We start from the raw sequence: 13,081 nt of genomic DNA, 5'->3' as shown, positions 1-13,081 counted from the left end.
ATTATATACTGGCAGTAATCCTGAGAATGTAACCGTAACTATGAAGATTAAAATAAATTGTTGTATCATCTCGATAGCACTATTAATTCCGTTTTTTATATTTTCTCAAACCACAAAGGCTATAGAAAACTATTTTGATAATGAAGTCAAAGAAAAAGCAAGGGAGTTTAAAGAGCAGGTAAATTTTAATAAAGCGCAGGCGTTTTTTTTAGAAAAAAATTACGATTCGACTTTGGTATATGCAATGAAACAACTTAGCGTTACCAAAAACCAGGAACTTAGAGATTACTGTCATTATTTTAGAGCCATTAGTTTTAAAGAAAAAAAACTTTTTGAAGAAGCAAAAAAAGAGTTTACTAAAGTATCTCCTAATTTTAAGTTTTACTATAATTTAAAAATTGGTTTGGGCGAAATTGCCTTAGAACAAGGCGACTTTAAACAGGCACTAAGCAATTTTCTTGAAGTCGAAAAACAATATTCACCTAAACACTATTTTAGAAAAAGCGTTCTTAATCATAATATAGGAGTTTGCTATTTGCATTTACAGGATTTTGATAAATCAGAAAAATATTTATTCGAAGGTGTAAAATTGCTTGAATTAGAAAAAGACAGCAAAATGCTTGTTGCCTCTTACATGGATATTGCAACATTGTATTATGAGCAATATAAAGATGCTCAGGCAATTCCCTATTTTATAAAAGCTTATAATCTTTCAAAAAAAACCAATTCATTTCAGCTAAAGCAAAATGCAACCCTCAATATGGCTGTAGTAGAGGAGAACCGAAAAAACTTTCCGTTAGCTTTAACCTATAGAAAAGAATATGAAACATGGAAAGATTCGTTAAACGATCAGAATAAAGTATGGGCGCTGGCAGATCTGGAAAAGAAATTTGCAGTAAAACAAAAACAAAAAGAAGTAAATGTACTTGCTGCCGAAAATAGAACAAAAGTAGCCGAGCGAAATGGTTTTATTGCATCTTCGGCCTTATTGTTGATTCTTTTTAGTACAGGAGTTTATTTTTACAGACAAAAGATTAAAAACAATAAAATTATTCTCGCTCAGAAAAATGAGTTAGACGAATTGAATGCCACAAAAGACAAGTTGTTTTCTATTGTTAGCCATGATTTACGTTCCTCTGTAAATGCTCTAAAAACGAGTAACAGTAAATTGATAGAAAATCTGGAAAACAAAAATTTTACAGAATTAGACGTTTTGCTTCATAACAATAGTAATATTGCAAATGGCGCTTATAATTTGTTAGACAATCTGCTTAATTGGGCTTTACTGCAAACAAAGCAAGCTTATTTTTATCAGGAGCAATTGCACCTAGCATCTATAGTGCAGCATGTAGAATACAATTATAAACCGTTAATGCTAAATAAAAATATTACTTTTAATATAGCGGTTGATAAATCAGATTATGTATTTGCTGATATGGATTCTCTGAAAATTATTGTTAGAAATTTGCTGGATAATGCCATAAAGTTTTCAAAAGAAAACGGAACGATTTCGATTTACACCAGACCTTCATCAGATGATTTTTGCTATCTGATAGTAAAAGATACCGGTTCCGGAATGAATGCTGCAACAAGAGAACAGCTTCTGAAAAATACCGTTTTGCTTTCTAAGAAAAAAGATGACGATGCAATTGGAACAGGATTAGGAATGCAGCTCTGTAAAAGTATGATCCATAAAAATGGTGGTCAGCTCGATATCGAAAGTGAAGAAAATGTTGGAACTGAAATAATTATCACCTTACAAAAGTTTAAAAATAATGGATAATATTAATGTGCTTATTATCGAAGACACTCCTGTCGAAAGTGAAGCACTTGTAAAAGTACTTACCGCAAACAATTATAATGTAGTTGGTGTTGCAGAAAATTATACTGAAGCATTACAGCTATTTTACAATAATGAAATCGACATTGTAGTTATTGATGTTTTTCTGGACGGAAGACCAGAAGGCATAACCTTTGCCGAAACTATAAATGTAGTTCCTAATAGTGTAAAGCCTTTTGTGTTTTTGACCAGCTCCAAGGATCGTCAGATTTTTGAAAGAGCCAAGCTCACAAAACCTTTCAGCTTTTTAATGAAACCGTTTAATGAACTTGAAATTTTATACGCACTTGAAATGGCTGTCGAAAAATTTTATGAGCAGTCGAACGTTTTTCATAGCGAAGATCAAAATACCGTAATTAGCAACAATTCGCTTTTTATCAAAAAAAATAAAGCACTCAAAAAAGTACTCATCGATGATATTGTTTATATCGAAGTAGAAGACCGTTATTGCAATATTATTACAGAAACTGAAAAATTTGTCATTCTGATATCCTTAACCAAAATTATTCAGCTTCTTGATTCTGCTAAGTTTTGCCAGACACATCGAAACTATATCGTGAATTCAAGTAAAATTGAAGAAATTATTGTCAATGATAATTTAATAATTTTAAAAGGAAATCATAAAGTAACCCTAAGTGATAAATACAAAGACTTCGTGAAAAACTTTCGAATACTAAGATAACTCGTTTAGTCTGGTTTTAATGTACTAGTAAGCCTTCATTGATTTGAAGGCTTTTTTTTGCTCCTTTTTGAATAAAATTGCGGTACCTATTTTTATCGGTTTCATGACAATCATTTCCTGTTTCGTGACATTTTTATAACCAAAGATTGATTCCGACTCTATTTTTACTGTAATAAATCAAAGAACGTTCATAGGACAATAACCAAAATTACATACCATGTCAAATCAAACCCTTGAAACAGAAATTATATTTGGTGGTTGGTCAACTTTCGAAAAACCAACAGCCGAAGAAATAGCCATTTTCAATAAAGCTTTAGAAGGCTACTCAGGAGTACATTACTCGCCCTTATTTGTTTCTGCTCAAGTTGCAGACGGAATGATTTATCGTTTTAGATGTCTGGCATCTATTCCGCCAAGTAAACGTTTTTTTGAATCGCTGCTTATGGTCTTTAAACCTTATGATAGTGATGCCTACATTGTGAGAATTAGCAGAATTTAATTTTTACAGATCAGTAAAATAAAAAGTAATATTAAATCATAGAACTATGTCAGATAATGCCCAATTAGAGAATGAAACATTGTTAGGTGGATGGACCAATTATCATGCACCAACTCCAGCTGATTTAGCCGTTTTTAGCGAAGCATTAAATGGATTACTTGGTGTGCGTTATCGCCCAACATTGGTTGCGACACAAATCGTAAGCGGAACAAATTACCGTTTTCAATGTATTGCAAGCGTCGTTCATTCAGGATTAACCTATGATGTTATCGCAAGTATTTACAGACCTTTGCGAGGTAAGTCTGTTCTTGTAGAAATTACGCCAATTTAAGAATTGGTCAAATAAATATTAAGTTGGTCAAATAAAATAGTTAAAAAAACAAAGCCCGGATAGAATCCGGGCTTAACTGTATTAATTTTATAAACTTTCGTTTAATAATCTCCTCTTTTCTTAAATCTAGGATCTTCTCTTTTTATAAATTCTGTTCTTCTTTTCGGAGCTTCTGCTTTTGGCAAACTCGCTTCCTCCGTTTTACTAGAAGGCTCAATTAAATGATTTAACTCCTTAATTTCAGCGTCAGTCAAATCACGATAACGCCCAACGGGTACATCAAGCGAAATATTGATGATTCTGATACGTTTAAGAGCAGTTACATCATAACCCAGATATTCAGTCATTCTACGGATTTGACGGTTTAAACCCTGCGTTAAAATGATTTTAAAAGTGTATTTGCTAATTTGTTCTACTTTACACTTTCTAGTAACAGTATCCAGAATTGGAACACCATTTCCCATGCGTTCAATAAAACGATCTGTAATAGGTCTGTTGACCGTTACAGTATATTCTTTTTCGTGATTGTTTCTGGCACGCAGAATTTTATTCACAATATCACCATCATTAGTCATAAAAATCAACCCTTCACTGGCTTTATCCAATCGACCGATCGGGAAAATACGTTTAGGATAATTAATATAATCTACAATATTATTTCTTACTTCTAAATTTGTGGTACACTCAATTCCAACAGGTTTGTTAAAAGCCAGATACACCAATTTCTCGTGCTTTTCGACAATTAACTTTCCATCAATACGTACTTCATCCTGTGGTGAAACTTTCGTTCCCATTTCCGGAACAACACCATTTATTGTTACACGTCCTTCTTCGATAAGTTTATCCGCTTCACGACGAGAACAATAGCCCGTTTCACCAATAAATTTATTAAGACGTTTTAAATTCTCTTCCATAATGCAAAAGTAGTCAAATTTTAGACTTCTTGGGATTTTAGATTTTAGAATTCAGATTTTAGATTTGTTGGATTTCTTAGAATTTTAGATTTTAGACTTAAGATTTTAGATTTTAGATTTGTTGGATTATTGGACTTTTCGACTTTACACGCAATCTTGTCATCTCCACGAAGGAGACTCGAGCGACAGTGAACAGACGAAGTAGATCTTCGCAAGAAACTCAGCACCTCAGAAGCTAAAAACCTTTGTCCCTCAGAACCTTTGCAACTTTGAACCTTTATCACCTATGAAATCTAGAACTATCTTCCGGTGTTTCTTTTCGTTCAAACATTCCGTAGTCACGAACAACGGTTGCAATCTTTAAATGATAATCTTTAAAGACTTCATTTCTGCCTTTAGCCTGAGCGTGACGATGCATCTCAAGATTTCGCCATTGCTGAATACTTCCTTCATCTCTCCAGAACGACAAGGACAATACTTTATCAGGATTGCTAAAACTCTGAAAACGTTCTATCGATATAAAACCTTCAATGTGATCTAATTCCGGACGAAGACTTGCGGCGATATCAAGGTATTCGGCTTTTTTACCTTCGTTAGGAATTACTTCAAAAATTACTGCTATCATATTTTATTTTTTAAATTATTGTATCGAAATCCAGATGTTCTTAGGTAATCTGGCATTAAACATTGGTTCGTATGTTATATTGTTTTCTAAAAGAGTAATCGTTTTATGTTCATTAAATAAAAACCATAACGTTTCGGTAGCCAGATTAATAGAAAAATGTTTCGCCAAACATTGGTGACCGCCAATACCAAAAGTCAAATGTTCCTTATTATTAAAGCGTTCTATATCAAAATTTGACTCCTCTTCGAATTTTTGCGAATCGCGATTGGCAGCCGCAAGAACCAATAGTATCGCTTCTGTCTTTTTAATGATTTTTTCTCCTATTGTAATATCGGCACTTGCAATTCGTCTGGTAGTATGAATCGGAGGATCAAAACGTAACGTCTCTATAACAGATTTTTCTATTGTCGTTTTGCTCGAAAAGGTTTTATGTTTGATAATTTGTAATAGCGAATTACTCAAAAGACCTCTTCCGGCGTCGTAACTCTGAATAAACAGTCCGATTAAATTACTAATAGAAATTTTCTTTATTTCGTCAAGCGAATGAACCTCTGATTCCGTTATTTTATGTGATAAAGATTCATAAAAGTCTAATGACAAAAGTTGTTTTTCGGCGATAGCAAAAATGGTTTCAGAAAATTCATTAATCAATTTTACTTCTTCGTCACTTTTAGACGGGAGCATTATTTTGACTAAAGTTTCAATTTTACTTATTATAAAAGTGATATCATCGTCTTTAAAACTAAAACTTTTTAAAACAATCAAAAGAGGTAATTTTTTGCAAACAGCATCGACCCAATCGATTTTATTTTCAACTAAATTATTTTTTATCAATTTCGAAAGTAGGGTAGGTATGTCAACAGATTTTAGGTTTGTAAACAACAAATTGGCAATTTCGCGATTTACAGTATGCTGAATTCCATTTGATAATCGTGTCAGATTAGTCAGAATATCTAAGGCATGTTCGTTTAGCTTTTGTCCATCAGTATGGCTTACAAAAGGAATTAAAGCTTCCGGGTTTTTTAGAATTTCGACGCAATAATCATAAGAATAAATTCCCCATATTTCATTGTGTTCATCCCAATATATGGAATTTTTGTCCAGCATCAATTTATAGAAAGCATAAGGATCTTGAACATCAGACTGAAGGAATAAAGTAGTGGTCATTTTAATTGTTTTTAGCAAAGTTATTTAACTTTACAAAAGAATACTTCATTCTATATTTAACTATGAACACCTAAATGGAAGATCAATTTATAAAAGCAGCAGGATTAATTGGAGATGCAACGCGCGCAGCCATTATGTGGACATTGTTAGACGGAAGAGCTTTTACAGCCACAGAACTTTCAATCGCTGTTAATACATCTCCGCAAAATATGAGTATGCATTTAGGTAAACTTCTTGAAGCAAATTTACTTTGTGTAGAAAAACAAGGGCGTCATAAATATTATCGATATTCCAGTAAAGAAGTGGCTTACGCTGTTGAAGCAATGGCAAATCTTATTCCCAAACCGGATCTCTCATTAAAAAAGAAAAGCGAAAATTATCCTCCAATAAAATATTGCCGAACATGCTATGATCACTTGGCAGGTAAAATAGGAGTAGCTTTAGCCGATAGTTTAATTGCACAAAATATAATTATAGAAAACAATTCTACTTTTGAAATTACGTCCGAAGGAGAAAAATGGTTCTCTGATTTTGGAATTGATTTAGAAGAAGCCAAAAAGAAAAAACGAATATTCCTAAAACCATGCCTCGACTGGAGCGAAAGAAGAAATCACATCGCCGGATCAGTAGGAACATTGCTTTTAAATAAAATGTTGGAGCACGATTGGATTAGAAGAATCAAGGATTCTAGAGCAATAATAATTACAGGAAAAGGCGAAAAAGAAATGTTGAAGAAATTTAGAAATTTAGATTTTTAGATTGTTGGATTTTACGCCCAATCTTGTGATCTCGACGAAGGAGAGATCTCCACAAACAATATCACCAATCTTTGTTGAGCTACTTACGGAGATCTCTCCTCCGTAGAGATGACATACTGTACGGGTATGGTGCTAAAAAAGCCTCAGAACCTTAGCGCCTCTGTACCTTTGAACCTTGCAATTAAGCTGAAAACAAAAACTCAATCACTTTCTGATACAATTCGTCATCATGCATTCCGTGACCTAAACCTTTGGTTTCTATAAACTGACTGTTTTTCCAGTTACTTGCAATTTTCTTACCTTCTTCAAAAGCTACTACATCGTCTGTGGTATCGTGTGCAATTAAACCGGAAACATTAAATTGTGAAGCAAATTTTTGTCCTGAGAAATCTTCTATTTTGAAATTAAAGCGATTCGCAAAATTGCGGTCTAAAAGTGAAAACATTCGGGTATTCAGACTCAGCATCGAAATGTAATTGTCGATTAGCGTTTTTAAGTCTGATGGAGCTCCAAGAATCACCATTTTATTAATGCTTGTATTGGGAAATAAGTATTGATGGTAAACGCATGCCGCGCCACCTAGAGAATGTCCGATAATTATAGTCGGTTGGTATTTTTCTACTGCTTTATTAATAAATTCAGCGTAAAGTGGAATATTAAATTCTCTCCCGCTGCTCTGTCCGTGAGCCGGAGCATCAATAGCAATAATGGTACTTCCTGATTTTTGAAGATGCGGTAAGGTTTTCTGCCAGCGCGAAGCATTGCTTTCCCAACCGTGCACAAGAAGGATTTTGATTTCATTTCCTTTCCAGATATACGTCTGAAAATGATGTTCGTTATGGTGAAACGTTTCTGTTTCTGTATTTTGTAATATTTCGGGTAAACTGCTTTTGAGTAATCGCCCTTCTCGTGGCTGGCTAAAAAGAGCGTAAGAAAGCGCTATCGCTTTTTGAGGTCGAACGTAGCTCAGAAAGTTTATATATTGACCAATAGATTTTATCGTAATAAAACGAATCCCTTTTTTAAGTCCCAAAACAGTAAAGTTTAATGATAAAAAAAAGTCCCGATCAGATCGGGACAATGTATTAGAATTTAGAGAACAATTGCTCCATTTTTTCTTTTTCTTCTTCAGCTAGTGCGCTGTCAACCAAGATTCTTCCAGAATGCTCATCAGTAATGATTTTCTTTCTTGAAGCAATCTCTACTTGTGTTTGTGGTGGAATAGTAAAGAATGATCCTGCAGAAGCTCCTCTTTCGATAGAAACTACAGCTAAACCATTACGAACACTAGTTCTGATTCTTGTATAAGCAGCTAATAATCTTTCTTCGATTTGAGCTGAAAATTCAGCAGATTTCTCAGATAAGAAGATTTCTTCTTTTTGAGTCTCAGACATAATCGCATCTAATTCAGATTTTTTATGTTTTAGATGAGAACTTTTAGCGTCAAGTTTTTCTTTTAAATTAGAAATAACTTCTTTTTTATGCTCGATAGAAGCTTTCATTTCTTTGATTTGCTTTTCAGCTAATTGAATTTCTAATTCTTGAAATTCAACCTCTTTAGTCAAAGAATTAAATTCTCTGTTATTACGAACTGATTCTTGTTGTTTAGTGTATTTTTTAATAACCTCCTTGTGCTCATCAATGGCATTTTTCTTAACCTTGATAAGATCCTCAATCACTTCAAGTTCACTTTTCAGTTTTTCTGAACGAGTGCTCAAACCTGCAACTTCATCTTCTAAATCTTCTACTTCTAAAGGAAGTTCCCCTCTTACGTTTCTGATTTCGTCAATTCTGGAGTCAATAAGCTGTAAATCGTATATTGCTCTTAACTTGTCCTCAACACTTAACTCTTTCGTATTCGCCATATTCTATAAGTACTTAACTGGATTTGTATTTTCTTCTGATAAAATGATTGCAAAATTAAGAATTTTTTTTCGAAGATAATCAACAATATAGTTTTTTGTATAGCGCTCGCTCTCAAAATGACCAATATCTGCCAAAAGTAGTCGATTTTCGGCTTCATAAAACTGATGATACTTTAAATCAGCAGTTAAAAAAGCATCTGCTCCGGCATTAATTGCATTTTTTATCGCAAAACTTCCAGAACCACCAAGAACGGCTACCTTCTTTATTTTTTTTCCAATAAAAGCAGAATGACGAATACCGCGTGCAATCATAATGTCTTTTACAAAATGTAAAAAATCTTTTTCAGTCATCGCTTTTTCGAATTCGCCAATCATCCCTAAACCAATATTTTGATGTAAATTTTGCAAATCGTAAATCTCGTATGCTACTTCTTCATAAAGATGATTGGTAAAAAGTGCTTTCAGAATTTTAGATTGTAAATGTTTTTCAAAAGTAACTTCGATTTTTATTTCCTCTGTTTCGGTCAGTTTATTACGTTCACCAATTACAGGATTGCTCTCCGCATTTCCTTTGTAGGTTCCTGTACCAGTAGAGTTATAACTACAATTGTCATAATTTCCAATTGTTCCTGCACCAGCTTCAAACAATGCTTCGCGTACTTTTTGGGCATTTTCAGGAACGGTATAAGTAACTAACTTTTTAATAAATTGCTGCTTCGGAATTAATACTTTTGTGTTTTCCAGACCCAAAGCATCACAAAATATTTTATTAACTCCTTGTGAATGGTTGTCTAATGCGGTGTGAACGGCATAAATGGAAATGTCATTTTTTATTGCCTTTAGAATAGCGCGCTCAACATAATTTTTACCCGTTATTTTTTTAATTCCGGAGAATAAAATAGGGTGGAAACAAACCACAAGATTACATTTTTTAGTGATCGCTTCTTCAATTACATTTTCCAGTGCATCGTGGCAAACCAAAACGCCCGTACTTTCAGTTTCGGTATCACCAACTAAAAGGCCAACATTGTCAAAATCTTCGGCATAAGCCAAAGGAGCCATTTCCTCGAGAACCGTAATTATATCTTTGATTTTCATTTTAGTGTGTTTCAGGTTGAGAGTTTCAGATTTCTATAGATGATTTGGAACTAGAAACTTGTCACAAATTAACGAAAAAAATTATACTTTCGTAAAATGAACTTACTTCGAAAAATACTTTTTCCGTTCGCAATTTTATACGGATTCATTACCGCCATTAGAAATTTTCTTTTTGATAAAGGAATTCTCAAATCTACATCATTTAATGTTCCTGTACTCGTGGTAGGAAATTTGAGTGTTGGCGGAACAGGAAAAACACCTCAAATAGAATATCTGATTCGGTTATTGCAAGATCATTATAAGGTTGCCGCTTTAAGTCGTGGTTACAAACGCCAGTCGGAAGGTTTTGTGTTAGCAGATTCCAATTCAAATGCAATGATTTTAGGTGACGAGCCTTTTCAGTATTATCAAAAATTCCCGTCCATTTTAGTAGCAGTAGATGCCAATCGTACAAACGGAATCACACAATTACTTTCTAATAAGGAAAAACCACAAGTTGTGTTGCTCGATGATGCTTATCAGCATCGCAAGGTAAAAGCCGGATTTTATATTTTGCTAACGGCTTATGGCGATTTGTATGCAGATGATTTTATGCTTCCAACAGGAAATTTAAGAGAAAGTAGAGGAGGAGCAAAAAGAGCAAGTATTGTAATTGTTACAAAATGCCCAAAAGATTTATCCGATGAGAAACAAGAAGAAATACGTCAGAAATTAAAATTGAATTCTTCGCAGCAATTGTATTTTACCTTTATTGATTACGATAATGAAGTTTATGGTGAAAATGAAAAAATTGCCGTTAACGAAATTAAAAGTGAGTCAAAATTGCTTTTGGCAGGAATTGCAAAACCGGCGCCGTTTTTTGAATATCTAAAAAATGACGAAGATCAATGTTTGACTTTTCCGGATCATCATCATTTTTCGGAAACAGATTTAGATCACATTCAAAAAGAAGCTCAAGGAAAAAAAATCATTACTACAGAGAAAGACTATGTTCGTTTGAAAGATTCAAAATTGGTTTCCCAACTTTATTACTTACCCATAAAAAGTACATTTATAAACAAACAGCAAAGTTTTGATACAACGATTTTGGATTATGTTGAAGCCAATGTGAAATCGTAATTAAAAAAAGCGTGCGATGGTGCTGTAAAATTCATCAGGAACAAAAGGTTTGGTAATCACATCATTCATTCCAAAAGATAAAAGTGTATCTCTGTTCTCGTCAAGCGAAATAGCCGTAAGTGCGATAATGGGTGTCGATTGATCAAATTCTCTGATTTGCTTTGTGGCTGTTGTTCCGTTTATTCCGGGTAAATGAACATCCATCAAAATCATATCAAAACGCTTTACTTTTAAAATTTTGACAGCATCTTCACCATTATCCACGATTTCGCAAGTTATAGCTTTGTTCTCCAGCATTTTTCGCGTAATCATTTGGTTTATTTTATTGTCTTCAATCAGCAAAATCGATTTGTTCTTTAATTGATTATCATCGTATAATTTAGTTTCGATAACAGGTTGCAACGGTTCATTGTTGATTTTAAAATCAAGTTTAAATGTGAAAGTAGAGCCTTTTCCCACTTCGCTTTTGAGTTGTATTTCGCCTCCTAAAAGTTCAATTAGTTTTTTGACGATCGTCAGACCTAATCCTGTACCGCCATATTTTCTGTTGACTTCGATTGATCCTTGCGAGAAACTCTCAAAAACAGATTGCAATTTATCTTCAGGAATACCAATTCCGGTATCTACAATTTCAAAATAAACAGTTACTTCTGCCTCAGTTCTGGAATGCAATTTGGCAATTACATTAACATGTCCGTTTTGAGTAAATTTTAAAGCATTGTTAATGAGATTCAGTATAATTTGCGATATTTTGGTCGGGTCGCCAATTAAATTATCAGGAATCGACGGGTCAGCTTCAAGATTAAAATAATTTTTATTTGCGGTTGCCAGTTCTTTTAATGAAATCTGAATATTGAAAAGCAATTCTTTTAAATTGAAAGAAATATGTTCTATTTCAACTTTAGTCGAATCTATTTTATTAATCTCCAGTATTTCATTAATAAACGTTGTCAGGTAGTTTCCGGAAAATTTTAATGATTCCAGGTATTTTAATTGTTTCTTTTTTGGCCCGTCTTCAAGTAGTAAATGTGTAATACCGTTAATGGCATTAAGAGGCGTACGAAGTTCATGACTTACAGTAGATAAAAACTCAGATCTGGCTTTAGATGCTTTTTCAGCTTTATTTTTAGCCAGAATAAGTTCCTTGTTTTTTTCTCTTAAAAGTAAATTGTTCTGATTTCTGATGATGTTGTTTTTATACAAAGCCAAACTTAAAAGCGATAAAATAGAAATTAGTGCAATCGCCAGAATGCTTACCAGTTTAGAATAACGATATGTTTTTAGCTGAATTTTTTCTTCACTCTCGCGTTTTATCGTATTGTTTAAAGATTGATTTTTTTTAAATTTCTGAAACTCATCTACATCTAGTTTCGCATTTTTCAGTTTTAAGATATAATTCTCAAGCTGATAATGTTCTTCGAGATAAGAATAAGCAAGATCGTAGTTTTTGTTTTCTTTATAATATATACTTATCGCTAAAACAATTTTTGATTTTTGAATCAGGTCGTTTGTCTTTTCGGTAAGTTTTAACGCATTATCAAAATAAATCTTGGCAGAATCATTTTTTTTGAGGTGCGTTTCAATTAAAGCCAGCTGATAATAAGAATCAGTTTTGGTTTTTAGATTGAAGGGCTCACTGGGCTTTCTTGTTATTTCCTGAAAAAGTCTTATAGCGGCACTGTAGTTTCTGTTTTGTTTTAATGCCAATGCTTTTTGGTAATTCAATACTTCGGCACTATCAATTATATTTAATTGCTTTAAAAGATTTTTTGCTTTATTGTAATAAATGGCAGCCGTTTTATGATCGCCTTTTGCTGTATTAGCTACGCCAATATAATGCAATGCCAAAGCTTTTGTAGCTGTTGGTCTGACGCGGTCAAATAACGAAACACTCTCATGAAGATTTTTTAATGCTTCTTCATAATTTCGTTGGGTATAATAAATTTTTCCAAGTTTAAAAGTCTGATTGGCTAATTGCTCAGATTCATCATTTTTGAGGCAAAAAGCAATAGATTTTTTTGTTAGGAGAACAGCCTGATTGTACTTTTTATCTTGAAGATTAGAATTGGCTAATTTATTGTAATAAGAAACACTATCTGTATTCTGTCTAGTTTGAGAATACAAAAATGAAGTAAAACTAATCAGAATTAAAAGGTAGTATTTCATGTATCACAAAGCTCCTT

General features: G+C 33.2%; 13 protein-coding genes. 6 read left to right on the top strand and 7 right to left on the bottom strand.

All coding sequences use genetic code 11. The annotated features are described in order from the left end of the window. Nucleotides 1-40: 40 nt before the first annotated feature. The 4 genes from B0A66_RS09590 (at nucleotide 41) to B0A66_RS09575 (ending at nucleotide 3,352) form a co-directional block, all read left to right on the top strand. Nucleotides 41-1,783, top strand: a complete 1,743-nt coding sequence (locus tag B0A66_RS09590) for an ATP-binding protein (RefSeq protein ID WP_089049639.1) — start codon at nucleotides 41-43, stop codon at nucleotides 1,781-1,783. Further along, the gene (locus tag B0A66_RS09585) at nucleotides 1,776-2,522 is read left to right on the top strand and encodes a LytR/AlgR family response regulator transcription factor (protein ID WP_089049638.1); all 747 of its coding nucleotides are present in this window, start codon (nucleotides 1,776-1,778) and stop codon (nucleotides 2,520-2,522) included. Before B0A66_RS09590 ends, B0A66_RS09585 begins: the two co-directional genes overlap by 8 nt. A gap of 217 nt (nucleotides 2,523-2,739) precedes the next feature. Next, a complete protein-coding gene (locus B0A66_RS09580; RefSeq protein ID WP_089049637.1) occupies nucleotides 2,740-3,021 on the top strand; it encodes a hypothetical protein in 282 nt (93 codons plus the stop codon). A gap of 46 nt (nucleotides 3,022-3,067) precedes the next feature. Next, the gene (locus B0A66_RS09575; RefSeq protein WP_089049636.1) at nucleotides 3,068-3,352 is read left to right on the top strand and encodes a hypothetical protein; all 285 of its coding nucleotides are present in this window, start codon (nucleotides 3,068-3,070) and stop codon (nucleotides 3,350-3,352) included. Nucleotides 3,353-3,453: 101 nt separating this feature from the next. Here B0A66_RS09575 and rluF read toward each other — a convergent pair whose 3' ends face one another. The 3 genes from rluF to B0A66_RS09560 form a co-directional block, all read right to left on the bottom strand. Beyond that, on the bottom strand, nucleotides 3,454-4,266 hold the full coding sequence (gene rluF / locus B0A66_RS09570) for a 23S rRNA pseudouridine(2604) synthase RluF (RefSeq protein ID WP_089049635.1): 813 nt from the start codon (nucleotides 4,264-4,266) through the stop codon (nucleotides 3,454-3,456). 280 nt (nucleotides 4,267-4,546) lie between these two features. Beyond that, on the bottom strand, nucleotides 4,547-4,891 hold the full coding sequence (locus B0A66_RS09565) for an antibiotic biosynthesis monooxygenase family protein (protein WP_089049634.1): 345 nt from the start codon (nucleotides 4,889-4,891) through the stop codon (nucleotides 4,547-4,549). Nucleotides 4,892-4,906: 15 nt separating this feature from the next. Then, nucleotides 4,907-6,058, bottom strand: coding sequence for a cytochrome P450 (locus tag B0A66_RS09560; RefSeq protein WP_089049633.1), 1,152 nt, complete (start codon nucleotides 6,056-6,058; stop codon nucleotides 4,907-4,909). A 74-nt stretch (nucleotides 6,059-6,132) separates the two neighbouring features. Between B0A66_RS09560 and B0A66_RS09555 the strand changes: the two genes are divergently transcribed. After that, entirely contained in the window at nucleotides 6,133-6,816 is a 684-nt protein-coding gene (locus B0A66_RS09555; RefSeq protein ID WP_089049632.1) for an ArsR/SmtB family transcription factor, read from the top strand. A 181-nt stretch (nucleotides 6,817-6,997) separates the two neighbouring features. Here B0A66_RS09555 and B0A66_RS09550 read toward each other — a convergent pair whose 3' ends face one another. The 3 genes from B0A66_RS09550 to B0A66_RS09540 are packed head-to-tail and all read right to left on the bottom strand — an operon-like array spanning nucleotide 6,998 to nucleotide 9,779. After that, the gene (locus tag B0A66_RS09550; RefSeq protein ID WP_089049631.1) at nucleotides 6,998-7,849 is read right to left on the bottom strand and encodes an alpha/beta fold hydrolase; all 852 of its coding nucleotides are present in this window, start codon (nucleotides 7,847-7,849) and stop codon (nucleotides 6,998-7,000) included. Between the two features lie 52 nt (nucleotides 7,850-7,901). Then, a complete protein-coding gene (locus B0A66_RS09545; protein ID WP_089049630.1) occupies nucleotides 7,902-8,681 on the bottom strand; it encodes a zinc ribbon domain-containing protein in 780 nt (259 codons plus the stop codon). A gap of 3 nt (nucleotides 8,682-8,684) precedes the next feature. Continuing rightward, a complete protein-coding gene (locus B0A66_RS09540; protein ID WP_089049629.1) occupies nucleotides 8,685-9,779 on the bottom strand; it encodes a Nif3-like dinuclear metal center hexameric protein in 1,095 nt (364 codons plus the stop codon). A 96-nt stretch (nucleotides 9,780-9,875) separates the two neighbouring features. On the opposite strand from B0A66_RS09540, the gene lpxK reads away from it, so the two are divergent. Further along, nucleotides 9,876-10,898: a tetraacyldisaccharide 4'-kinase gene (gene lpxK / locus B0A66_RS09535; protein WP_089049628.1), complete on the top strand. Its 1,023-nt coding sequence runs from the start codon at nucleotides 9,876-9,878 to the stop codon at nucleotides 10,896-10,898. Here the strand turns inward: lpxK and B0A66_RS09530 are convergent, their stop codons facing one another. Further along, complete coding sequence (locus B0A66_RS09530; protein WP_089049627.1) at nucleotides 10,899-13,064, bottom strand: tetratricopeptide repeat-containing hybrid sensor histidine kinase/response regulator; 2,166 nt, start codon at nucleotides 13,062-13,064, stop codon at nucleotides 10,899-10,901. It abuts the gene before it with no gap. Nucleotides 13,065-13,081: the final 17 nt, after the last annotated feature.

This window comes from Flavobacterium hercynium (genome assembly GCF_002217285.1).
GTDB lineage: Bacteria > Bacteroidota > Bacteroidia > Flavobacteriales > Flavobacteriaceae > Flavobacterium > Flavobacterium hercynium.
The sequence above is the reverse complement of the archived record's forward strand: the minus strand, read 5'-3'. Positions and strand labels throughout refer to the sequence as shown.